The organism is Candidatus Binatia bacterium, from assembly GCA_036504975.1.
Classification (GTDB): Bacteria; Desulfobacterota; Binatia; order UBA9968; family UBA9968; genus JAJPJQ01.
The window spans coordinates 1-23,101 of the sequence record DASXUF010000050.1; the positions used below are offsets into that span (position 1 = coordinate 1).

Below are 23,101 nucleotides of genomic sequence, written 5' to 3' on the forward strand. Positions count from 1 at the left end.
CCTTTGGTTGCCCGAGGTGGCTGTGATACGAGTGACCTTTTGATGGGGTCTGCATCAATAATCACGTACACTTCACGACTCGTCGGGTGTGAATCGACCAAATAGTTGAACGTGCCATTGAGAAAATAACGAACGGCCTTCGTATCGTCTTGGCGTTTTTGAGTCGATAAATAGTTTGTCGCCTCCAATCCATTTGTGGTTAAGAATGTAATATTTACTTCTGCCTCCGCAGGGAGTCTTTCGATCTTCAATTTCCAGATTCCCGTCAATCTTACTGTCTCCGAAGTTGTGACAGCACCTAGTCCTATCATTTGAGGCCAGTCGGCGTCCCAGAGTACTTCCACTCCTGCAGGACGCTCAATCGATACAGTTCTCAAGATGGGTTCGGGGAGTTGGACCCTAGCCACAACATCTGACAAATCTAACCTGTTTCTGTTTCGAATGGCTATCCCATGATATCGGAGCTTGGCCTGGTCCTCGTGGCTCCAAGAACTGCCCGCCCCACTTGATATGGGCAAACCTTTCCTCGTTGAAAATATAATATCAGGAAGTTCCACCTTTGGTTGAACGCGAGGTTGATCGGCAGGGTTATTCGAAATGATTAAGTCTCTACCAACTTGCACCGAGCCAGGCGAATTGAACGTCGATTGAGAAACTGAAGCAGGGGGCTCTTTTGGACTGTTAGAGGAGGACCATTCGAGGATGAAGTCCTTTATCTTCATGAAATTGTCGGTAAATGAGGCTACGCCCGCGATAATCATAGTAGCTACCAGTGCAATGGTGACAAGGCGGGTGTTTTTGAGTGTGGCAACCCAACGATCAGCTAACGTCTGCTTTTCTTTCTTTTTATTACCCATTGGCGTGAATTACTTACGCGCTGATAAGGTACGCCAAGTTGTAACTAAAGTCTATTTATTTTATTTGAGGTGTCAGGCGAGGATCGTCTTCGATCCTCATTCTTTTATCTTCGGCGAGCTGGCGGGCGACGGTGTTAAGCCGTGTCGGGGATTTTAGACCCTCTTTCCGGTAGCCTACACAAATCTGAAAACCTCCAGGGGAATGGACTTGGTCGGTTTCGCTTGCCCATGGACCAGCAGCCGCACTTTTTCTGTGGTCTCGCGGCTGAAAGTCTCTTCCCCGCACCGCGCGCACACAGTCGAGGGAATCTGATCGACCAAGACGTATTTCCCATCAACCTGGAAGATCTCCTCCGTTAGTTCCTCTCGGCTCTCGTGCGCGTGGCACACAGGACAGGTGAACATGTTTACCTCTTGTGCTGGGACCTTTTCGAGTGTTTTCATGTGGGTGATTCGGATTGCTAACTGCTAGGCCCGTTGAACGGAGTAAACGGCAAATATTCGAAACGGGCCGGGCTCGGAATCATTAAAACTTCCGTTTTCCAGATAGTGTTTGGCTTCGTCAAAAGAATCCAAGAGACAGTGTTGGTTGGTCGGAATCTCTGCAGCAAGCGAGTTGCACGACAGGGGTGAGCACTCGGGGGAGTTGCCGCACGAGAACGTCGGCACGTCGTATCCTTCGAGAAGTTTTTCTTTGGGTACCGTGACGTTCGTTGTAAAAGACGACTCTGGAGCGAACGGGTGCCACGCCTTCTCGTCTTCGTGGAACTCAAGCTCATAGACTTCGTAATAGAATAATTTGGTTCCTGAGAGATCGATCGAGTTGTCTCGCGCCACAGTCTCAATCACCTCCGGCGAATTAAACAACCAATACCCATTGTGCTTCCAATAGTTGATGTAGTCCGCGAAGTCCTTGGACATGCAATCACTGACGGCATAGATATCGATCACGGTATCGGCTTTTAGGTCGGTGGGCTTGCCGTTTACCCTTTTCGCCATGTATCCCGCCGGAATCATTTTTTTGCCTAACGTGATGACGCGGAGAGAGAATGGGAGACGAGGTGGTACTCACAAACGGCACATGAGCATAAAGTAGCCTGTTTCCGTTTCTTCCGCCGACGAATCTCCCGCTGTCCATCGGAGAAGTCGGTGTTCGGCGTGAACGTACTGTCCTCCGCAGTTGTCTAAAATTTGCGGTCAATGGCGCCCGCGGCGAACTGAGCCGGCACGCTTTGAGCGGGTGCGGTCGGAGCGGGCAGTCCTTGCAGTGCGCCGATTAGATCGCTTGTGGTCGATTTCTTCAAGATCCTCGAACCGTATTCCGTGTCCAGTTCGCAGACTCTCACGCGCGGTCTCGATACGACGGATAAACCTCGGATCGTTCTCCAGCCGGTAATCGAACCAATCGTCTTCGGATGCAAAGCCGATCAAGACACCGGCGGCCTTACCGCGTCGGGTAATAATCACCCCTTCTTCCGCCGCTATACGCAGGTATTTTGACAGGTCGTCTTTCACCTCTGACAACGCAACTGATCTCATGATTTTTCACCTTCCTTGTCGGCTCGAATTTGTTCGGACAACTCGTCCTCTAGCGACGGCTCGCCGTAACGTTCAAGCCACACAGCAGCCTCTTCCTTCGGAATAATCGCAAGAATCTCAACGGTCTTCTCTGTGACATCGTAAAAAACCCGGATGTCGTCGACCCGCAGCCTGTACTGTGGCTGTTTGAGTCCTCGGAGACGCTTGATGCGGGTTTTACTGGTCTTGGTTGCGTCATGTCTCAGATGTTTTTTGATTTTGCCCCTTACCGTAGCCCGTTCGTAGGCGCGCAGTCGTTTCTCGTCTTCCGCAGCCTGTGGAGCAAACACGATCTCTCGGCGCATTCAGTAACTCATCCTCGGCTGCCTCGTGGTACCTGATGGGAGTCACCGAATAAGTCTTTCGGCCTTTTTGTGTACCTCTTCCGCCGGGATCGCCTTAGCGCGGCCTGCGCGATACTCCTCCAACCTCCTCTGCGATTCCCTCGGCCCAAAGTTTTTCCGCCTCCTCCTCGCTCAAATCTTCCAGGCTAGCCAGGAGCCTTTCCGCTAGCTTCGCGCGATCATGAACGCCTAGGCTCATAGCACTTTTGAGAATCTCGGCTAGGTTTGAAATGTTGACCTCCGCGTCCATTCTATCGGCGCAAAGATTCAATGCAAGTTGGTAGACGCGCTGATAAAGTACGCCAAGTTGCAACTAAAGTCTATTTATTTGGTGTACTACGAGGTTTGTGACCGGGATTACTTCGCCGCAACACGCCGCGGACGGTGATGAATCCCGCTTACTCCCTTTTCCCCAATGTCTTTTCCATCTCTTCTAGAACCGCCGCGTCCCAGTTCTTCTGCCCGATACCTACGAGAGACTTTGCCGTCTCGATTCGAACCCGTGTCCTGTTTGGCCCCAGAGATTCCAACCTGACTCCGACCGTCTCGGCGGGCAATACGCCCAGAGCGCGTCGAGCGCCTTCGACATGCAGGGGCTCCTCTTTTTTAATCTCGAATCCCGTCATTACCAATGCATTAGCCGCGGCTTTTTGCACATCGTCTATCGTTCTTGGAAACACGATACCCTGGGTCCCCTGTTTTGTCGGCGTGGGCGTCTCTTGGGGTTCTTGTTTGCTCGGCGCAGCGGCGCCTTGTGCATCCTGTTTGGCCGGTGTAGCGGAACACCCCGCCACAGCTATCACAGTGAACAATAGTATCGTAACAGCCGGAAGGAAAGACTGCGGCATCATCATGGCTTCTCCTCTGTATTGCAGCTACGCGCAGACGCTGTCGACGCGGTAAAAACCTGAGACCAGTTTACTCACCGGCGCGGTGAAAGTCATCGATCCGTATTTTTTATTTTTCCGCCAGCCGCCGCGCCAATTACGCTGGCTGATGAAACCTGTGTGCGCGACCGTGCGGTGCTCGGGCCCGCATGCTCATCTCTTTGATGTGCCAGCAGCGCATGAGACTCTCTATCGCTTCTGATGATACAGCCCCTAATAGTTACCACCGAGAATGAACCGCGCGATGCCGGCGGCAACCTCGGCCTCCTGATCGACGAAGTCGTGCGGCTCGCGGACTTCGCAGGCCGCGAGATTCGGTGCTCGACCGGGCGCAATAGGCCCGCCGGTGACCGTGACGACCTGTTGCCGCACGCCCTGAGTCCTCGCCGTGATGTTGCCCATGAGTCCCACCGGCGAGCGGACGCAGTTGTCGGCGGCATGCCCGACGACCAGCACCGGCACCTTGATCGCTTCCAGACGCAGATCGAACACGGTCTGTGCCGCCAATGCCTTCTTGGCGCGCGCGTCGCCCGACATCATAGCGGACATGAGCACCACTCCGTCGGGGGCGGCCGGACCCGAAAGCCGCGCGGCGGCATTGGCAGCGGAGATCGTTCCACGGCTGTGTCCCACCACCCAGACGGATCCATTTGTGCGCGTGCGCACGTCGACAATCACTTTTCCTAAATCGTCCGCATGCTGTGGCGCGATCCGGAATCCTGCCAGGCCGTCATTGCCCGGGAAATCGGACGACGCATCGACCAGCGCAGTGCCGAAGCCCGCGTCATGGAAGCGTGGCAGCGAGCGCACGAGCGAATTGCCCTTCAGCCCGCGCGGACAGCCCTTGTCGTCAAGGGAAACGTTCCCGCCGCCACCCACGAGCAGCACGAGCGCAATCCGCGAGACCTGCGCTTGCGCGAGCGCGTAGCGCGTCGTGCTGCCGCCGTGCGTCGCGATCGTTACCACTTCGCCGCAACCGTCCGCGGCCGGCGCGGCGTTCGCTGGCGCAACGGCCGCTCCAGTCGCCGAAACCAGCAAGAACGCCGCAAATACCGAATAATGCATCACGCTCCTCAGACCTACTCTCTCTTACCCAAGCTCTTTTCCATCTCTTCGAGAACCGCCGTGTCCCAGTCCTTTTGCCCGATGCCGACAACAGACTTTGCCGTCTACGCTGTGGACGCGCTAAAACTTAAGCGAGTTTACTAGCCGGCGCGCTGAAAGTCATCGATCTCGATGCGTGCGAGGCGGCTAGCGGAAGCTGGCCGGGTCCTTGGCCTCGGCCGGAAACCAGCCGCCGAGCCGGTGATAAGCTTTCAAATAGCTGATCTGCCCCTCGTTGGTCATGGCGTTCTCCAACACGCTGACGAGGCGCACGGCTACGGTCGGGATCGGCTGATACTGTGGCTCATCGAGCTGCCGTGCGAGGTCCTCAGCGGTCAGCGTCTCGAGGTACCTCTTCGTTCGCTCGTATGCCGCATCGTGGTACGCCAGAAGCAGCTCCGCTGAGGCGCGAAAGAGTCGCACTTGCTCCCGGGTGTGACGGGCCGATCGCCCATAGTCCGCGGGCTCGGGCGGCATGCCAAATCGCGCGGCCCAGCCATCTCCAATCCACAGCTGGTCGCGTCCGGCAAGCCGCGACACGTTGCTGTCCATGATTCGGCTGAGCCGCCAGGCGAGCCATCCGATGGGCGGATGCGGTTCCTGAATGAGCTCAGCCGGCGTGAGGTCAGCCAGAGTGCGGTGCAGGGATTCGTAGGCCCGCGTGAACGCGTCCAGCAAAACGCCAGTCTCTCTCATTGCAACCCCCCTTTCTGCTAACAAGCGCTCGAGGTTCGGCTCTCAATAGAGCCGTGCCATTGAATCTCTATTTCAAAGTTGTTACCTGAATCACGTCGGCCGATAGTCACCTCAATAAAAGACTACCGGTATCCTTCGTCGGCCGCTCTACGCGCTGCGCCCGAACGCAGGGTCACGCGGACTTGACCCCTGCGGCCACCAGCACTTCGGCCGGCGCGACGAATCCCGTGGAGGTTTCGAAGGTCTTGAGGCTAGCTCCTACTTCTTCCCAGGCAGCAGCGCGCACAGCCTCGGGGCTGTCGCTGATGACGGCTCGATAGGCTCCAAACGCTTCCTGCATCATTGCCAACGCCTGCGTGGCGGACGACATCCGCAAAGGCAGGGAGAAGGCGCGCTGCTCGATGCCCACGAAGCCACTGTCGGCCAACAAACGCTCGATCACGCCAGGAGCGCCGAGCGCGAAAATCCCGGGTTGTCCCGGCGCCGGTGGGGTCTTGCCGGCGCGACGCAGCAGAATCGGCATGGGTTGTGCCATAAAGGGATTGGCTACAGGCGTGGTGAAGACCACGACAGCAACCTTTCCACCGGGTCGCAGGACACATCGCACCGTCGCAAGCGCTTTCGCCGGGTCGACAAAGAGCATCAAGCCCAGACGACAGATGACTGCGTCGAAGCTCTCCGCGGCCACATCCAGATCTTCTGCGGCGCCCGCCAGCGTGGTGACATTGGTAAGACCGATGGCGCTGGCGTTTTCCCGTACATAGTGCAGCATCGTCGCGGCAATATCATTTGCGACCACGTGCCCCTGTGCTCCAACCCGGCCGGCAGCCTGCAATGTCTGGCTCCCCGCGCCGCAGGCGAGGTCGAGCACCCGCGTACCGGCGCCGACGCCGGCCATGGTCAGCATGGCCTCTGTGGCAGGCTGCATCCAGTTTGCAATTGTCGATTCCCATTGCGCCCAACCAGGTGCGGCGCCTTCCCATTGTTGGCGGATTTTTGACTGATCCATGACTTTTCTCTAACGGACTAATAAATAGTCATCAAGGCGTATCCGCAGCATGAATATTTTGGCCCCCGCTCCGGCCGCTCTCTTACTAATAGTTATCACCGCGGATGAACCGCACGATGCCCGCGGCAACCTCGGCCTCCTGAGCGATAAAGTCATGCGGCTCGCGAATCTCGTAGGCAGAGAGACTCGGTGCCCGACCGGGCGCGATGGGGCCACCGGTAACGATGACCAACTGCCCGCGCACGCCTTGGGTCCTCGCCGTGATGTTTCCCATGAGTCCGGTCGGCGAGCGGACGCAGTTGTCGGCGGCATGCCCGACGGAATAATGCATCACGCTCCTCGCCGCCTGGATCTTCTATTTCGCCGCCAGGCGGCGCGCCAGGGTGATAAACCCCGTGTGCGCGACCATGCGATGCTCGGGACGCATGCTCATCTCTTTGATGTGCCAGTAGCGCATCAGGCTCTCCATCGTCTCGATGCAGGCGAAGCCGCCGTGCTCTTTGAGGGAGTCCACGAAAGTTTTTACTTGTATGACCGTCGGCAGGTAACTGAGTAAGATTCCGCCCGGGCGCAAAGCGTTCCACGCTTTCCCGATGACCGGCCAGGGTTCCGGAAGATCGAGGATGATTCGATCCATGTCGGTCTCTTCCAGAGAGTCCGCGACGTCGCCGAGCTTCAGCGTCCAATTCTCCGCCGCGCCGTAGAAGCGCGCGACGTTCTCGCGCGCCATGCGCACGAAGTCTTCGCGCAGCTCGTAGGAGATGAGACGGCCCTGGTTTCCAAGAGCGCGGAGGAGAGCGGTGGTCAGCGCGCCGGCGCCGACGCCGGCTTCGACGACGGTGCAGCCGGGGAAGATGTCGGCCCAGATTAAAATAGTCCCGATGTCCTTGGGATAAATCACCTGCGCCTGGCGCGGCAAGTTGGGAATCAGTTGCGCGAGGCTGGGACGAAAGACCAGGAAAACGTCGTTCAGCGAAGACCAGACGAGCGAGCCTTCTTCCTTGCCGATGATGTCGTCGGCGTCGATCTTGCCGTCGCGAAGGGAGATTTGTTTCCCCGCGGCGAGCCGGCGAAGATATTGGCGCTCTTTGCGGTCGGTGAAGATCACCGACTCGCCGTCGCGCAGCGGCCCGCGCGGAATCATTCGGCATCGTTCCTTTCGCCGAGCATGAGGCGAAAAATAGAGGAGACGGTGCGCGAAGTCAATGAACGGCGTGTTCGTGTCACTTCGAAGCACTTCTCCGGAGCTCCGTGTTGGTGTTCGTTCCCGCGCCCCTCCGATCACGAGCACGATAAATTGGGTTGGCTTTTTTTAAGGCCGATGATAGTTCTTGGGATCATGGCCGATCCATCTTCACTTCACCATCACGAAGACTGGCACACGCCGAAAGGGCGTGCGATCCGCGAGATCGTCTTCGGCATGAACGACGGACTCGTGACCACGATCGGTTTCCTTGCCGGCGTCACCGGCTCGATCGGCCACGGGCGCTACATTCTCCTGGCGGGAATCGCGGAGATCGTCGCCGGCGCGATCTCGATGGCGCTCGGCGCCTACCTGGCGACGAAGTCGCAGCGGGAATTTTTCCACTCGGAGATCGAGCAGGAAAAATGGGAGATCGACAAGATGCCGGAGAAGGAGGCCGAGGAGATCCGGGAAATTTACGGCGGCATGGGCTTCACACACCCGGAGCAGGAGATGATCGTCAACCGCGTCACCTCGGACAAGGATATCCTGCTCCGCTTTATGAAACGCGAGGAGCTCGGCCTCTTCGACGAGCATCTGGACGACCCGGTGCGCATCGCGGTCATCATGGGCGTGTCCTTCGTGGCGGGCGCGCTTCCTCCCATCGTTCCCTATTTTTTCATCGACGATCCTCACAGCGCGATCTGGATCGCCGTTTTTCTCTCGGTGGTTTTTCTTTTCTCCGTGGGAGTCGTCAAGACGCGGCTCACCAAGGTCAGGCCTCTGCGCTCCGGTTTGGAGACGACGGTTCTGGGAATCGTCGCCTGCGGCATCGGCTATGCTCTCGGCTGGCTGGCGGAAAAATTTATCTGACGGTGTATTTTTTGTAGCCTCTCCGGTTGAGCTCTTCCAGCAGGTCTTTGACTTCTTGCGAGCGGCGCATGTCGGCGACCAGCACGGCGTCGGGCGTATCGACGACGACGGTGTTTTCCATTCCGAGCAGCGCGACCAAGCGTTTATTGGTGTAAGCCAGGCAGTTTTTCGATCGGAAGGCGAGCCGGCGTCCGACGCCGGCATTGCCGCCCGCGTCTTTCGGCAGCATGCGATGAAGCGCGTCCCAATTGCCCACGTCGCTCCAGCCGAAGTCGGCTTCGAGCGTCGCGACCCTGCCCTCCGATCCGGCCTTTTCCAGCACCGCATAGTCGATCGATATGTTCGGCATCTTGCGGTACTCGCGGCGGAAAGCCGAGGCGTCTTTGGGCGGCAGCATCGCCAGTCCGCGCCCGCGCGCGATCTCTTGAATGCGCGCGAGACCGCGCGCGACCACGGGCGCGTATCGACGAATCGATTCGAGAATCGTCGCCGCGCGCCAGACAAAGATGCCGCTGTTCCAGAGCGCGCCACGCCGCATCAACCGCAAAGCTTTTTTGGCCTGGGGTTTTTCCGCGAAGCCTTCGACGCGGTGAATAGCTCCGGCGTTTCCCCGCGCGGCTTTCTTTTCTTTCAGGATGTAGCCGTAACCCGTCTCCGGATAAGTGGGCCGAATGCCCACCGTGATCAAGACAGGCTCGCGCTCGGCGAATCGCACGGCGGCTCGGAGCGCCCGCGAAAAACGGCGCGCATCGGAGACCCAATGGTCTGCGGGGAGGACGACCATGATCGCTTCGGGGTCTCGCGCCGCCAGCTCGACGGCGGCGAGGCCGATGCAAGGCGCGGTGTTTTTTCCCCGCGGCTCGATGAGAAAATTCGCCGGCGGCAGCCGCGGCAGCTCTTTCCGGATCGCGGCGTGGTGCTCGTCCACGGTGACGATCACGGTATTTCGGCGCCCGAAGAGCGGCGCCACCCGCTCCGCCGTTTCCTTAACCAGACTCTTCGCGCTCAAGAGCTTCAGCAATTGCTTGGGACGCTCGGCCGTGCTCAACGGCCAAAAGCGGGTTCCCTTGCCGCCGGCCATGATGACCGCGTAAATCTTCCTCTTCATTCCTTCACCTCGATCGGTTAGATAGCATATAAAACAAAAAAGCTGAAAGATGAAACGATGACCCATTCGATTATACTCAGGGTCATGGTGAGGTGTCTCGAACCGTGAAAGATGAACTTTCCTGGACGGTGCCCGCCGGCGATGCGTCGATTCGCCTCGACGCATTCGTGCGCCGCTGTTTGCCGCACCTGTCGTTGCGCGAAGCGCAGAGGGCGATCGGCGAAGGATCGTTTTGGATCGGCGACCGTCGCGGGAAAAAAGGCGACCGGCTCGACGCCGGGGATCTCGTGCGCTTTCGCGGCGCTGGCCACTGGCTCGCGCCCGCGCCTTTGCCGCGCCCGGATCTCGGTGTCATCATCCGTTATGAGGACGACTCCGTTCTGGCGCTCGACAAGCCGGCGGGAATGGCGACGCACGGTTTTTCCGGCCGCGAGAAGGCGAGCCTGGCCAATTTTCTGGCCGCCGCGCGTCCGGCGCTTCGCGGCGTGGGCCGAAGCCGGTGGGAGCCGGGGCTCGTCAACCGATTGGACCGCGGGACCTCCGGCCTGGTTCTCGCCGCCAAGAATCAAGATTCGTTCGAGGATCTTCGCTCGCAATCGCGCCGCGGGTTGATGAAGAAAAAATATTGGGCGCTGGTTTGGGGCAAGACCGAGGACCGGGGAGAGATCGACTTGCCGCTGGTCCGCGACCCGGGCGACCGAAAAAAAATGACGACCCTCGACCAAGCGAAAAGGAGAGAGCATGCGCCGAGAAGCTGGAGCGCCGCCACCCGCTTCCGGCGCCGCGGCTCTGCTCAGGGCGCGAGCCTTCTCGAAGTCGCGATCGAAAGAGGCGTGACGCACCAGATCCGCGTCCATTTGCGAGCGGCGGGCCACCCGATTGTCGGCGACCCGCTCTACGGCGCCGGCCGGCCCGATCCGTTCGGCCTGGAGCGTCAGTTTCTACACGCGTGCCGTCTGGAGTTCCGCCATCCTAAGGGCGGCCGCAAAATGGTGGTCGAGTCTCCTCTGCCGGAAGATTTGAAGAAGGTGTTAGAGCGTCTGGGAATCAAGCTAAGAAGTCAGTAATTCAGAATCCTCTCTTTTCCGCCTTCTGAATTCTGTATTCTGGCTTCTGGATTCTGTTTTTCAGCCCGCCGCCGCCTTGATGCCCTTCTCTTTGCCGCAGGCGCCGCAATAGTTGACTTGATTTTGCGTGTCTTCGACGAGCCCTTCGTCGAGGTTGTGGGAGACCTTCTTGCACGCAAAACAAACGAAATAGACGCCGTCGATGCTCTTGTTGATCTTCTCGCGATTGAGCACGCGACCCTTCAGTTTCTCGACCCGGATTCCCAGCAGCTCCTCGTAGCTCTTCTTGATCTTGAGCCGGCCGGCCTCGTCGCTGGCCAGGCCCTGCTCTTCGGACTCGTCGTGATTTTGTTCGTCGAGCGCGCTGCCGCTCCTCGGCCTGCCCGGTGGAGATTTTTTCTTCGTCCTCGCCATGTTTTTACCTTTTGATTTTGCTTTATTACGTATCGCGGCCGGCGCCGGGGGTGTTCGCGGATCAAATCCAAAAGCCGCCGAGTCGCCGGACCGGCCGGCTGGTTGCATTCATAATGAAGCCGGGCCTGATTGTCAATAGAATCGGTCTTTTTGGGCCTTGACATGTTTGAATAAGAACATAGACTGAAGCGTCAAAACAAGACAGAAAGCCAAAACGGAAAGGGGGTGAAGAAAGATGACGTTGAGAAAACAGATCGTGGCGATCCTGATCGCCCTGATGCTGGTCCCGGCGTTCGCCCTGGCCCAGGAGAAGAGCGGCACGATCTCGAGTTACAATAAGGACTCGAGAGAAATCGTGATCAAGGGCAAGGATTGGGAGCAGAAAGCCAAGGTCAGCAGCGGTACCGCTAAAGACCAGGCCGATCTCCTGAAGGACGGCACCAAGGTGACGGTGGAGTTCGACGACAGAGGCGGAGGGGATGTCAGGGTAAAGTCGCTGAAAGCACGTTAATTGCCGGCGGAACCAAGCCGGACGAGAAGGAGGGAGAAGCAATCCTCCCTCCTTCTTTTTTTCTAATATTTCCTCTTCAACTCTCTGAGCTTCTTCCAGGCCTCGGCGTTATCCGGCTCCAAAGCCAGCACTTCGCGAAATTTGAGTTCCGCTTCATCGGTCCTGCCGAGATTCCGCAAGGCCTCTCCATAAAGGAGGCGCCAACCCGTATTATTCCGCTGCGTCTTTAAAGCCTGTTCGAGCATCGCCGTCGCTTTTTGCCATTGCTCCAGCCGGCTGTAGGAAAACCCCAGTTCGCCGTACAGCGTGGCGGAATCCTCGCCTTTGTTCTTCGCCTCTTCCAGCAGCTTCACCGCCTCGGCATAATTTCCTTGGGCCGCCTGGAGCTTTCCCAGCGCCAGAAGCAGGCCCGGCTGCTTCGGCTGCATCTTCTCCGCCTGACGCAGCCACGATTCCGCTTCCGTAATCTGCTTTCGGAACAAAGCGGTTTCGCCCAGCCGGAGGTAAGGCAGGAACTGCCTCGAATCGGCGGCGAGCGCTTTCAGATAGATGCCCTTCGCCTCGCTGGTATACAGCTCCTCGGCGAGAATCAGCACATTTTTCATCTTGCTCCGGTCCAACGCGAGCGCCGCCGCCGCCGTTTTTGCCGCCTCGGCCGTATTTTCTTGCGCGACGAGAATCTTGGCGCGCAGCAATTGATAATCGGCGTTCTGCGGCTCGAGCGCGACGGCGCGGTCGACTTGAGCGAGCGCGCGATCGTTCCAGGCGCTGGCGTGGAGCGCCTCGGCCAAATGGAAATGGCGCCGCGCCGGCGCCATCCAGGGCGGATCTCCCTGCCACGGCGGCTCGGTCACGAAGGGGTCGATGATCTTGCGGTTCAAATCCGACGTGCTCTTTCCCAGGCTCCGCGGCGCGGAGAACTCCAGCCGCGCGTTGTCGTCGGTGTTGAATTCGGCGCCGTCCGCGAGCGCCACGAGCTCTTTTCTTCCCATTCGGTAAAAGCCCAACACGGCATAAAGGTCGGAGAGTCCGAGGTCATGCAGGTCGTTTTTCAAGGTCTCGTTGCCGGCGAGGAGCGATTGCAATCGGGGATAATCGAACTGCTGCTCCTTCGCGCTGCCGATCAGCAGGAAGTCGCTCTCCTGCAGGTTCCACACCGAGACGTGCGGGAACGACTCGGCGAGCGTCCGGAACACCATGCGCAGATCGTCGGGCGACATGGAATAGTCGTGAATCCACTGCGTGAAGACGCCGCCGGGTGCGAGCTTGCCCCGCGCCGTGGCGTAGAAATCCCTGGTGAACAGGCTGGCGATGCCGGCGATCCAGGGATTCGACGGCTCGGAGATGATCAGATCGTAGAGGCGGGGAGCGGCCATGAGATAGTTGCGGCCGTCGGTCGGAACGACGCGCACGCGCGGGTCGTCGAGAATGTTGCCGTTTTTCTCGCCGAAGAATCGCGCCGCCGCGACGATCGCCGGCTCGATCTCGAGGACCTCGATTCCTTTGACCGAAGGAAATGTCCCGACGGCCTTGACCGTCATTCCCGTGCCGAGGCCGATCACCGCGACCTGCCGCGCTTCCGGATAGAGCAGCATGGGGACGTAGCCGGTCATCAACATCGTGAGCGCGTCGCCGTAGGAGCCGTCCACTTTTCCATTGGTCTTGAAGTAGCGGTAGTTGGTGTACGGCGTCTCGTGCACGCTGACGGTCGCGGTCAGGCCCTCGCGATAATAAAGAATGCGGTCCCGGCGCATCTCTTCCAGGCGCAGCGAATCGGTCGGAATGGAGCTGAAGCGATTGGCGTAGACGGTGACGCCGCTCGTGAGAACGGCCTGGTCCCAAAACGGGAAGCGAAAAGCGGCGACGGCGAGCGCCGCCGCGACGGCGCCTCCAAGAACCAGACGGCGCGCTCTTCCCGGCCGCGGGTCCGCGACGAGCAGAGCCAGGCCGATCGCCAGATTCAAAAGCGCGCCGATGACGATGCTGGTTTGCATCCCCACCAGCGGGAGAAAAATAAATCCGCCGACGAAGGCGCCGATGATCGCCCCGAACGTGTTGGCGGCGTAGGTGGTGCCGACGCCGCTCGCGACGCGGTAGACGTTCTGCGTGAAGAGACAGACGACCAGCGGGAAGGTCATGCCGAGCAGCAGCGTCGGCAAAAACATCACGGCGAACGCGAGCAGCACGCGCATCGCGAGCAGCATGGAAAAAGAATCGCCGAAGCTTTCGTGCAGGCGGATGAAGACGAGCGGCAGCTTCTCGAACAGCGGGATGGTCGCCAGCGCGGCGAGCCCGACGCCGAGCTCGATCAAGCCGAAGGCGCTCGCGCCGACGGCGCGCGCGCCGAAGAGCCGGGCGTAGAGATACCCGCCGGCGGCGAGGCCGATCAAAAAGGTGACGAGCATCGTCGTGAAAGAATAAACCGAGCCGCCGATCACGAGCGTCAGCGCGTGCGTCCAGGCGTTTTCATACACCATCGCGGCGGCGCCCGAGAGCGCGATCGCCGCGAGCAGCAGCCACTCGATGGAGGAACGCGGGCGTCGGCTCTCGCTCTCCGCTCCGGTCTCGGCCGCCGCGGCCGGCTTTTTTTGCGCGCCGCTCGTGAGAATGATCAGCGCGGCGATGAGGAGATTGCCGATCGCCGCGGTATAGACGGTTCCGCTGAGGCCGATCTGAGGGATGAGATAAAAGCCGGCCAGGGCGCAGCCGAAGACCGCGCCCAGAGTGTTGGTTGCGTAGAGGTCGCCGACGCGCCGGCCGAGCTGGCTCACGCTGCGGACGAAAAACTGGCTCAGCACCGGCAAGGTCGCGCCCATCAGAAAGGTCGGGACCGCGAGCAGGATAAAGGAGAAAACGAAGAGCAAAAGATTGAAGGCGGCCGGCGATAGCTCGTAAAGCCAGAACAGCGGGCCGTAAACGCCGCGCGCCCCTTTGAAAAAAAACGGCGCGAGAAAACCGTAAACCCCGATGCCGGCCTCCAGAATGCCGTAGAGCAGCAGCAGGTTTCTCTTCGCGCTCGCCAAACGGCCGAAGACGTAGCTCCCGAGCGCGAGGCCGGCCATGAACGCGGCGAGCACCGTGGCGACGGCGTAGGCCGTGCTGCCGAAGATCTGCGTCAGCATGCGCATCCAGACGACTTCGTAAACCAACGCCGCCGCGCCCGAGAGAAAGAAGCAAACGAAAAGGATTGCGATCATTAAGTTACGCCGCCGTTGGTCAGCGCCGAAGCTGCGTCCCCATCCACACGGTAACGGCGGAAAGAGCCAACAGGAAAAGCGTCGAACGCGTGAGCCGCTTCGTCACCGATTGAAGCTCATCGGGCGCGATCGGCTCCCCGCCTTGCGAGCGCCGCACGAAGCGGAGCGCCACCGCCATGCTCTGATGCGTGCTGAGGAGGATCAGGACGAACGACAGGATGAGCTTCGAGCCGAGCATCGCGCCGAACTCCCTGGTAAAGAACTCGCGATACTCCGCCTTCAAATCGGTGATCTGGATCGCGCCGGTCAAGACCAACAAACCGAGCGCGCCGGATTGCATGGGATTGTAAAATTTGAGGCTCCGGGACAAGAGCTTGACGCGCGCCTCGTGCGTCTCGACCAGCGCGAGGCCGGGAAGAACGATCGCCAGTAATCCGGCGACGGCGCCCACGTACGCTGTGAGAGCCAACAGGTGAAACCAAGAGGTCAGCATCGAGGGCGGATCAGCCCCAGCCGAAGGCGCCGCCTTTTTTGGCCGGCCTTCCGGGCGCGTCGTAATTCTCGCTGATGCTGCGCAGCTCGGTTTCGATCTTCGCGAGCGCCTGCTGGTGACGCGCCTCGAAATTGCGCCGCTCTTTGGCGCGTTTTTCTCTGAACTCTCGCAGCTCTTGCTCTCTGCGGGCGAGAAACTCGGCGGCGTCTCTTTCCCAGTTCTCGTAAAATTCGTTGAGAAAAGTGCGGATGCGGTAGTTAAGGCTGTCCTTGACGACCATTGATTTGTGGCAGTGCGGACACCAGAGAACGTTGCCGATCATGAAGCGGCCGACCGGAGTCTTATAGGTCTGGTTGCACTTGAAGCAGCGGACCGGAATCTCCCAGGAGTCGATCGCGGGCAGCGGCGGGAGCGGCGCCTCGGATTCCCCGCCGTCGAGCGGCGCGGCGCTCTCGGTCGCTTCAGACGACGCGCTTGCCGCCGGCGCGGCGGCGGGACGTGGCGCGGCTGGTTTCGGCGCAGCGGCGGCCGCCGGCTTCTCGCCGCCTTTTCTAAAGCGCGACTCGAAAGAATCCGGGAAACTCACGTCCTGATGGATCGCGCGGGCGCGCGCGATCAGCGCGTCTTCGCTTTCCACGTTGTTCGGATCGGTGACGCAGCAGTCCACGGGACAAACCGCGGCGCACGCTTCGTAGTCGTGGAAGCCGACGCACTCGGTGCAGAGCAAGGGATCGATGACGTAGATTTCATCCGCTTGAGTGATGGCGTTGTTGGGGCACTCCGGCTCGCACGCGCCGCAGTTGATACACTCGCTCGTTATCATGGTCGCCATGTGGGTCGATTGCCTCCTGAGTTAAAAGGAATTTGATTGAATGGAAGCGCGTTTCATCCTAGAGGAAAACCGTGGTCGATGCAAATGAAGGATAAAGATGAAAACGGAAAGATGAAAGCTGAAATTTCCGTTTTCCGCTTTCATTTTTCATCTTTGGATTTCTGCTGTATCAATTCGATCTTGTACCCGTTCGGGTCCTCGATGAAGGCGATCACGGTTCCCCCGTGCTTCATCGGTCCGGGCTCGCGCGCGATCTTGGCGCCTTTGGCGCGGAGCGTGTCGCACGTCTGGTAGATGTCCTCCACGCCGACGGCGATGTGGCCGAAGGCGTTGCCGAGGTCGTATCGATGCGTGTCCCAGTTGTAAGTCAGCTCGACGACCGCGCCCTCGGACTCCGCGCCGTAGCCGACGAACGCCAGCGTGAAGCGGCCGGACGGGTACTCTTTTTTTCTTAAGAGCTGCATGCCCAGAACGTCGCAGTAAAAGCGGAGCGACTCGTCCAGGTCGTTCACCCGAATCATCGTGTGGAGAATTCTCATGTCGTCCCTCCAATCAGCGTTCACAAGGATGTTTAACACCCCAGAGGTCATGTGAAAAGAGGTTTGTCCTTGATGCGCCGGGAGCCACCGCTCGCTCTCCGAGCCCGCGCAATAGAGCGGTGGTGAATCCAACCATCAGTGTCGGATGCGCGGCCTCTTCGACCGAGCGCCGACTCCCGGCGAGGTCGAGGGGCGCGAGGAGAGGGCCGAGTCCTCGCTTTGCGAGGAATCTCAGATCTCAAATGACAGATCTCAGATTTTGAGATTTGAGATTTGCAATTTGAGATCCCGAAGGGCATGGCCGCGGCCCGAAACTCGCGCCCCGAGGACTCGCTTTCGGCGAGTGACATTCATGCTTTTCATTGACAATCGAATGACGAGAAGATAGAAGCCGGTTTCGACCATGAAAAAACCCAGCGCTCTTTTCGTCTTTCTGCTCAAGGCTATTGTCGGTCTCGGCCTGTTCGCGATCTTTTTTTTCCGACTCGATCTCGATCAATTCTTCCAGGCGTTTTCCTCGGCGCATATATCTTACGTGCTGCTGGCGCTCCTCGCGTACTCTGTCGGCAAGGTGGTTACCGCGGTCCGGTGGGCGCTGTTGGCGCGGCCGCTGGGTTTTTCCAATCCGCTCAAAGATTTCATCGCGTTTTACTACATCGGGATGTTTTTCAATCTGGTCGGTCCGAGCACGCTGGGCGGAGACGCGGGAAAAGTCTTCTACCTGTCGCGGGAAAAATCCACCGGTGAGGAGCGGAGCCGGGCGGAAGCCGCCGCCGCGGCCGTCGTCTCCATTCTCGCCGATCGTCTCGTAGGAATGGTTGGGTTGGTTTGGATCGCCGCTGTCGCGCTGCTCGCGTTTCCCGAGCACGGCGCGTCGCTCCCGGCCATTGTCCGCTACGCCGTTTACGCGATGGCGCTGGGACCGTTTATCGGCTGGCTCGCGTTTGGCTTCGGCAACCGGCTTTTGCAAAAGATCGCGCACCCTCTCGGCAAGAAGCTGTACGCTCTCGGCAGCGCGTATTGGAACCGCCCGGCCGTGTTGGGTCAGACCGCAGCTTTCTCGGTGGCGTTCCACCTGATTCAGGTGTGGTGTCAGATCCTCATCGGCCGGGCGCTAGGGTTCGACATTCCCTGGTCGTACGCGTGCGTGTTTTTTCCTCTGGTGGACATCATCACGATGCTGCCGGTCAGCATCAGCGGCATCGGATTTCGCGAGGGTGGGTTGCTGTTTTTTTTGAGCAGGCTCGGCGTCGGCCCGGAAAAGGCCGTCGCCAATGGAGTTCTATGGCTGGCGATCGTCGTCGCGACCGGTCTCGCCGGCGGGATCGCTTTCGTTCTGCGCCGCCGGAAGTAAATACGTTTGTAGGCATGATTTTAGTCAGCGTCTTCCTCTCGCGCCCGCTCTTTCTTCGGGCACGGCTTGCCGGACGGCGCGAGCACGATAGCCAGCGCGGCGTTGTTCTCTTCCGAAGCCGCGAGCAGCCGGGTCTCGACTTTGTCGAAATCCGTCGGCTTCAGTCGCGATAAAAAATATTCATTCGCTCCGGCGCAGGCGATCGCCTTGCGCTCGATCGTTCGGTCCAAGCGGTAAGCGATGATGAGGAGATCGGACTCCCGGAGCTGCTGGCCGGCGAAGAGCGGGGTGCTTTTTGGAACGATGGCGCCGATTTGATCCACGAAGGCGATCGTGTCTTGGTAAGAAGCCATGCGCTTCCAGATGACCGGATTCGGCAGGATGAGCGCGAGGTCCACGAGAACCATCGTCATCACCGCGCGCCGGGGCGTGCGCAAGGCGCTCTGAAGCCATCGGTAGATTCTTCCCATGGATTCCGGCCGGGAGACTTCTGCGTTCACCAGCGCGGCTGTGATCGCCCGCGCCGCCAGCAGGGCGACCGCGGGATAGGTGGGTAGAAGGTAAATCGAGCGCTTGATGTTGACCAGGAAAAAAAAGGCCGTGATCGCGGCCCACCAGACGACCATGAAGCGTTCGGCGGAGTCCGGACGCTCGCCGCGGCGCCGCCGGACGAGAATCCAGACGAGCGCGAGGTTCCATGGAAAGGTCCGCGTGGGAATCCAGACCAGCATGGAGAGCGTCGTCTTGTTGCTCTCGAAGCCGCGGGTGCCGAGAAGCTGATCGACGTTCTCGTGCATGATCTGCCACTCGACAAATTCGCTGCCGCCGATGCGATAGGCGAGCGCGTACCAGCCGAGATCGATCAAGAGCGCGAGCGCGATCAGCGGCCAGGAGATGAATTTCCAGAAAAGATGGACCCGCCGCTCCGCGGCGAGGAATCCCAGAATCACGACGCCGGGAAGCGCGGCGCCCACTGGGCCTTTGGCGAGCACGGCTGAGGCGGCGGCAAGATAAGAAGCGACCCGCGCGCCTTCGCGACCGTCGCGCTGCCAGAAAAAAAAGCCGGCGATGGAAGCCGTGACGCAGGCGGCGAAAACCATGTCCACCCGGGCCTCCGTCGCCGCGCCCCAGAATTGATACATCCCCAAGAGCGCGCCGACGGCGAGCCACGCCGTCTGTCGTCCGCCGATCGCCATGCCCAAAATAAAAGTGACGACCGCCATGAACTCGGCGCCGATTACCGACGCCAGCCGCAGGGTAAAATCCGAGAGGCCGAAGATGTGTCCCAGCCCCGCCGCGATCCAATGGAACAGCGGCGGCTTGGACGGTATCTCGCCGTTGCGGTAGGGCAATATCCACTGATGCTCCTCCACGATCGACCGCACCACCAGCCCCTCGCGCGCCTCGCCGTGATTCCAGATCGGCGGCAGCAGGTACGTCCACGCGGCGAAGAAGACCAGGATCAGCGCGAGAAATAATTTATCGCGGGACGCTATTCGACTCATGACATCCAATACTACACGGCTATCGGTTCGTGACCAACGCGATGTTGCCGACTTGCAAGAGCGGCTTGTGGCCGTCGAGCTCGCCGAGGCGTTTCTGCCTAACGAAGACCAAGAGCTTCCGGCGCGACCATTCTTCTTGAAACTCGGCGAAGGTGAAAACCACCTTGCCGTAGCCGGGCGCGGGCGCGAGTTTCGTTTGCGCGGCGTAAAAACTCCCCATCACGTCCTTCGTGTCTTCCGGCGTCACGATCCAGATCGGCTTGTCGGCGCGGAGGTAAAAGGGCACGCTCGCCAGATAGGTGTCGTAAATGACGAGCTGATCTTCGGGGCGAAGAAAAGCCGCCGATTTTAGCGCCAGCTCCTTGTAGGATCGGGCGCGAGAGATCGGCTCGACCAAGCTATGCGCGAAGAAATAGAAAAGAAAAAATACCAGACACGCCGGCAGAAACAGTTGCTCGCGGTTTTTTCTCTGCGTCGTCCACGCGGCCCACGGCAAGGCGACCAGAGCGAGCAGCGCGACCGCCGCGTTCGTCGTGGCCGGAAGCTCGCCGACGATTTCATGGATCTCGTCGGGCAGGATCTGCGGCCAGGCCAGACTCAGGAGAAGGTAAAGAAATGTCAGCTCCAGAACCAGCCAGGTCAGCGACAGCATCCACAGCTCCCATTTTTTAAGCGCGTCCACCATAGTCTTCGCGGCCAGGATCGCCAGCGCGGGATAGATCGGCAGCAGATACTCGGCCATCTTCGAGCGCGAGAAGCTGAAGAAGATAAAAGGCACGAGCGCCCACAGGAGCAGGTAAAAAGAAAGGTCGTCGAGAGGCTTTTTCCCCAGCCGCCGGGCCATGCTGGGGAGAACAAACGTCCAGGGAAAAAATCCTCCGGCCAGGACGGCGAAGAGAAAATACCACGGCTTGGTGCGCTGAAAGTACGGCGTGAGATAGCGGCCGAAGTGCTCCTGGCCGACGAAGTAACCAAGGTAGCCGGGATTTCTGATCTCCACCGCCGCGTACCACGGCGCGACGATCAAGAAGAAGATGGCGATGCCCCAGCCCAGCTCCATTTCCGCCAGCGCGGACCACTTCCTTCGAACGACCAGATAGGCGGCGACAATCATTCCCGGAAACACGACTCCAACCGGGCCTTTGACTAGCGCCGCCGAGCCGAGCGCGGCGTACATGAGAAAATAGTAGTGCCGCTTTGCGCCGCCATCGGCCGCCTGCGCCAGATAAAATGAAAACACCGCAAGCGTGATGAAAAACGCGAGCGCCATGTCCAGGATCACGATGCGCGAGAAGGCGTAGAACTCGACGGACGTCAGCAAGACGAGGCCGCTCCAAAGCGCCGCCCACTTGCCCAGGAAGCGCCGGGCGAAAAAATAGGTCGCGAGAAGAACGGCGAACGCGAACGCGGCCGAGGAAAGACGCGCCGCCGCTTCCGATATGCCGAAGAGCGTGTAAGAGAGCGCCGTTACGGCATAGAAAAAAATCGGCTTCTCCAGGCGCGGGATGAAGTCGTAGTAGGGCGTGACCCAGTCGCTTGTCACCAGGATCTCGCGTGCGATCTCGGCGTTTCTGCCTTCGTCGGGATCGAACAGGGCCGCTCCGCCGAGATGGCGAAACAAGATGAACAAGGCAAGCAGCCAGAAAAGCGGCGCGGCGAAACGGGGCTGGGTGAAGAGGGTCCGGCCGGCGGCTTCCGTCATTCGTCCGCCCCTTCATCCCGCGGCTCGACGGGCTCGGGCAGTTGGATCTTGGCCGCTTCGGTAACTTTCACCAGGTAAAGCCGCTGGCGTCCGTCGATTCCGATCGCCTCGCTCACGTCCAGCTCGGCCAAACCTTCTTTGCCTCGCATCGCCTTCCAGTGCTTCTCCGCGATCAACATATAAAAGGGCGGCTTTATTCCCGCCGTTTTTTGCCGGAAGCTCGGCGCATACAGACGAGCGTAGAACGCGGGCGCCTTGTTGGCGCCGCCGTAAAATACGAGCGGCGCGTCCGCCGGAACTTTTTCCCGCGCGCGCGCCATGAACGGCTTGAAATCGTACGCGGCGGCAAGCTCGGGATGGAATACGTTTTGCGCGAGCCAGAAGAAACCGACCATGACGGCGCCGAGGGCCGCGAGCGCCGGGGACCAAACATTTTTCCGCGCGGCGCGAACGAGCAAGACAGCCGCGGCGGCCGAGAGAGCCGAATAAAGAAAGATCGCCGCGCGGTGTTTGTCCATCGCGTTCGCCACCAACGCCAGCCCTTCGCGGTCCCTTGCGCGAAGAAAGGACTGGACGAAGCTCAGCGGATTCCAACCGAGAGCTTCCGCCAAGAGCGCCGCGGACACGAGCGCCAGGAGTGCTGCCGCGGCGAGCGCGGCGCCCTTCGCCCAGCCGGTGGATGAAAACTCGCCGGCGGATGATTTTTGCCACCAGGCGCCGAAGAGCAAAGCCGCCGCCGGATAAAGCGGCAAAATATAGACGGTACGCTTGCCGAGCGCGAGCGAAAGAACGACGAAGACCGCGGCGAACCAGGCGAGCGGGTAGAGCAGCTCGTCTTCGACGAGCCGCCGCCGTCGCTGGTAAAGAAAAATCGCCAGCGCCGGAAAGAACAGGCTCCACGGCGCCATGCCGAAGATCAGCGCGGGAATGTAGTAAAAAATATTATGATTGTGGCCGGCGCCGCCGAGCGGCGTGCCGACGATTTCGTGCACGATCTGGCGCAGAAAAAATCTCTCGCCGCCTTGCTGGAGCGCGAGCAGATACCAGGCGGTGGCGACGGCGATGCCGAACGGAATCGTGACGGGAAGAGAAAGCCGCTTGACGAACGCGAGGTCGCGCTTGCGCCACAGGAACGCGAGCGCCGTGAGTCCGGGAAGCGCGGCGCCGACCGGCCCTTTGGCGAGGGTGGCGAGACCGGCGAGCAACGCCAGCGGCAGCGTCCGCCCCAGGCCGCCGCCGGCTTGGTAGAGAAAACGAAAATAGAGAAAGGTGCACAGCATGAAAAACGTAAGCGTCATGTCGACGCGCGCGCCGGTCGCGGCGCGCCACCATTCGGGGCTGGTGGCGAGTACGACTGCGGCGGCGAGGCCCGAGCTCTGTCCCCAGAGGCGCGCGCCGGTGAGATATGTGAGCAGAACGCCGATCGTCGCGAGCAGCGCCGAGGGAAAGCGGATCGTGAACTCGTTGAACGAGCCGGCGGCATGCGCGGTCAGCGCGGCGAGCCAGTGGAACATCGGCGGCTTGGATGGAATATTGACGCCCTCGCGCAGAGGCAGGATCCAGGTGCCGTTTTGCCAGATCTCCCAGACGACCAGTCCTTCGCGCGGCTCGCCTTTGTCGTAAAACGGGACGCCCGCCAAGCCCCAGAAGTAAAGCACGAAGCAGAGGACGAGAACGAGGGCGGCGCCTGGTAAAAGAGAAAATGTTTGAGGGCGGGCTTCGGTCATAAATAACGTGATCGTGCTCGTGTCTCGTGATCGTGAGGAGAGAGGGAGTGAAATGAACACCAAAGATCAGAGGCCCGTTTCGTAACACGAACCATCGGAGGGCCGCTTCGAAATAGCACGA

The 23,101-nt window shown here is 59.9% G+C and carries 25 protein-coding genes; 4 read left to right on the plus strand and 21 right to left on the minus strand.

Features of this window, described 5'->3' with window-relative positions; all coding sequences use genetic code 11:
• The 12 genes from VGL70_06515 to VGL70_06570 all read right to left on the minus strand — a co-directional run.
• Positions 1-857 (minus strand): hypothetical protein (locus VGL70_06515; GenBank protein HEY3303172.1); only part of this gene is annotated, 857 nt, incomplete at its 3' end.
• A 174-nt stretch (positions 858-1,031) separates the two neighbouring features.
• The gene (locus VGL70_06520) at positions 1,032-1,262 is read right to left on the minus strand and encodes a YgiT-type zinc finger protein (protein ID HEY3303173.1); all 231 of its coding nucleotides are present in this window, start codon (positions 1,260-1,262) and stop codon (positions 1,032-1,034) included.
• A 63-nt stretch (positions 1,263-1,325) separates the two neighbouring features.
• Positions 1,326-1,856, minus strand: a complete 531-nt coding sequence (locus tag VGL70_06525) for a hypothetical protein (GenBank protein HEY3303174.1) — start codon at positions 1,854-1,856, stop codon at positions 1,326-1,328.
• A 198-nt stretch (positions 1,857-2,054) separates the two neighbouring features.
• Positions 2,055-2,396: a type II toxin-antitoxin system Phd/YefM family antitoxin gene (locus VGL70_06530; protein HEY3303175.1), complete on the minus strand. Its 342-nt coding sequence runs from the start codon at positions 2,394-2,396 to the stop codon at positions 2,055-2,057.
• The gene (locus VGL70_06535; protein ID HEY3303176.1) at positions 2,393-2,740 is read right to left on the minus strand and encodes a type II toxin-antitoxin system RelE/ParE family toxin; all 348 of its coding nucleotides are present in this window, start codon (positions 2,738-2,740) and stop codon (positions 2,393-2,395) included. The genes VGL70_06530 and VGL70_06535 overlap by 4 nt, the downstream gene beginning before the upstream one ends.
• A gap of 42 nt (positions 2,741-2,782) precedes the next feature.
• Complete coding sequence (locus VGL70_06540) at positions 2,783-2,863, minus strand: hypothetical protein (GenBank protein HEY3303177.1); 81 nt, start codon at positions 2,861-2,863, stop codon at positions 2,783-2,785.
• A gap of 314 nt (positions 2,864-3,177) precedes the next feature.
• A complete protein-coding gene (locus tag VGL70_06545) occupies positions 3,178-3,633 on the minus strand; it encodes a hypothetical protein (protein ID HEY3303178.1) in 456 nt (151 codons plus the stop codon).
• Between the two features lie 246 nt (positions 3,634-3,879).
• Entirely contained in the window at positions 3,880-4,731 is an 852-nt protein-coding gene (locus VGL70_06550) for a hypothetical protein (GenBank protein HEY3303179.1), read from the minus strand.
• Positions 4,732-4,917: 186 nt separating this feature from the next.
• Positions 4,918-5,466 carry a DinB family protein gene (locus tag VGL70_06555; protein ID HEY3303180.1) on the minus strand — a complete coding sequence of 183 codons (549 nt, stop codon included), beginning with the start codon at positions 5,464-5,466 and terminating at the stop codon, positions 4,918-4,920.
• A 172-nt stretch (positions 5,467-5,638) separates the two neighbouring features.
• Entirely contained in the window at positions 5,639-6,475 is an 837-nt protein-coding gene (locus tag VGL70_06560; GenBank protein ID HEY3303181.1) for a methyltransferase domain-containing protein, read from the minus strand.
• 85 nt (positions 6,476-6,560) lie between these two features.
• Positions 6,561-6,809 (minus strand): hypothetical protein, encoded by a 249-nt coding sequence (locus VGL70_06565; GenBank protein HEY3303182.1) that lies wholly within the window; start codon positions 6,807-6,809, stop codon positions 6,561-6,563.
• 21 nt (positions 6,810-6,830) lie between these two features.
• Complete coding sequence (locus VGL70_06570; protein HEY3303183.1) at positions 6,831-7,619, minus strand: tRNA (adenine-N1)-methyltransferase; 789 nt, start codon at positions 7,617-7,619, stop codon at positions 6,831-6,833.
• A 195-nt stretch (positions 7,620-7,814) separates the two neighbouring features.
• Between VGL70_06570 and VGL70_06575 the strand changes: the two genes are divergently transcribed.
• Positions 7,815-8,531 carry a VIT1/CCC1 transporter family protein gene (locus VGL70_06575; protein ID HEY3303184.1) on the plus strand — a complete coding sequence of 239 codons (717 nt, stop codon included), beginning with the start codon at positions 7,815-7,817 and terminating at the stop codon, positions 8,529-8,531.
• Here VGL70_06575 and VGL70_06580 read toward each other — a convergent pair.
• Positions 8,524-9,639, minus strand: a complete 1,116-nt coding sequence (locus VGL70_06580; GenBank protein ID HEY3303185.1) for a sugar phosphate nucleotidyltransferase — start codon at positions 9,637-9,639, stop codon at positions 8,524-8,526. The two genes, VGL70_06575 and VGL70_06580, sit on opposite strands and share 8 nt — an antisense overlap.
• 104 nt (positions 9,640-9,743) lie before the next feature.
• Between VGL70_06580 and VGL70_06585 the strand changes: the two genes are divergently transcribed.
• Complete coding sequence (locus VGL70_06585) at positions 9,744-10,706, plus strand: RluA family pseudouridine synthase (protein HEY3303186.1); 963 nt, start codon at positions 9,744-9,746, stop codon at positions 10,704-10,706.
• Positions 10,707-10,766: 60 nt separating this feature from the next.
• Here the strand turns inward: VGL70_06585 and VGL70_06590 are convergent, their stop codons facing one another.
• Positions 10,767-11,120: a hypothetical protein gene (locus VGL70_06590; protein ID HEY3303187.1), complete on the minus strand. Its 354-nt coding sequence runs from the start codon at positions 11,118-11,120 to the stop codon at positions 10,767-10,769.
• A gap of 235 nt (positions 11,121-11,355) precedes the next feature.
• Here VGL70_06590 and VGL70_06595 point away from each other — a divergent pair, with 235 nt between their 5' ends.
• Positions 11,356-11,631 carry a hypothetical protein gene (locus VGL70_06595; protein HEY3303188.1) on the plus strand — a complete coding sequence of 92 codons (276 nt, stop codon included), beginning with the start codon at positions 11,356-11,358 and terminating at the stop codon, positions 11,629-11,631.
• 62 nt (positions 11,632-11,693) lie between these two features.
• Here VGL70_06595 and VGL70_06600 read toward each other — a convergent pair whose 3' ends face one another.
• The 4 genes from VGL70_06600 to gloA all read right to left on the minus strand — a co-directional run bounded on the left by VGL70_06600 (position 11,694) and on the right by gloA (position 16,692).
• Positions 11,694-14,828 (minus strand): fused MFS/spermidine synthase, encoded by a 3,135-nt coding sequence (locus tag VGL70_06600; protein HEY3303189.1) that lies wholly within the window; start codon positions 14,826-14,828, stop codon positions 11,694-11,696.
• Positions 14,829-14,847: 19 nt separating this feature from the next.
• The gene (locus tag VGL70_06605; GenBank protein HEY3303190.1) at positions 14,848-15,321 is read right to left on the minus strand and encodes a hypothetical protein; all 474 of its coding nucleotides are present in this window, start codon (positions 15,319-15,321) and stop codon (positions 14,848-14,850) included.
• Between the two features lie 10 nt (positions 15,322-15,331).
• Positions 15,332-16,153 (minus strand): YfhL family 4Fe-4S dicluster ferredoxin, encoded by an 822-nt coding sequence (locus VGL70_06610; GenBank protein HEY3303191.1) that lies wholly within the window; start codon positions 16,151-16,153, stop codon positions 15,332-15,334.
• A 140-nt stretch (positions 16,154-16,293) separates the two neighbouring features.
• Entirely contained in the window at positions 16,294-16,692 is a 399-nt protein-coding gene (gene gloA, locus VGL70_06615) for a lactoylglutathione lyase (protein ID HEY3303192.1), read from the minus strand.
• Positions 16,693-17,095: 403 nt separating this feature from the next.
• On the opposite strand from gloA, the gene VGL70_06620 reads away from it, so the two are divergent.
• Positions 17,096-18,046 carry a lysylphosphatidylglycerol synthase transmembrane domain-containing protein gene (locus VGL70_06620; GenBank protein ID HEY3303193.1) on the plus strand — a complete coding sequence of 317 codons (951 nt, stop codon included), beginning with the start codon at positions 17,096-17,098 and terminating at the stop codon, positions 18,044-18,046.
• Between the two features lie 20 nt (positions 18,047-18,066).
• On the opposite strand, the gene VGL70_06625 is transcribed toward VGL70_06620, so the two are convergent.
• From VGL70_06625 to VGL70_06635, 3 genes are read right to left on the minus strand one after another with little or no spacing between them, the layout of a single operon-like run.
• Positions 18,067-19,551, minus strand: coding sequence for a glycosyltransferase family 39 protein (locus tag VGL70_06625; GenBank protein ID HEY3303194.1), 1,485 nt, complete (start codon positions 19,549-19,551; stop codon positions 18,067-18,069).
• Positions 19,552-19,570: 19 nt separating this feature from the next.
• A complete protein-coding gene (locus VGL70_06630; GenBank protein HEY3303195.1) occupies positions 19,571-21,253 on the minus strand; it encodes a glycosyltransferase family 39 protein in 1,683 nt (560 codons plus the stop codon).
• Entirely contained in the window at positions 21,250-22,980 is a 1,731-nt protein-coding gene (locus tag VGL70_06635) for a glycosyltransferase family 39 protein (protein HEY3303196.1), read from the minus strand. Before VGL70_06635 ends, VGL70_06630 begins: the two co-directional genes overlap by 4 nt.
• Positions 22,981-23,101 lie beyond the last annotated feature (121 nt).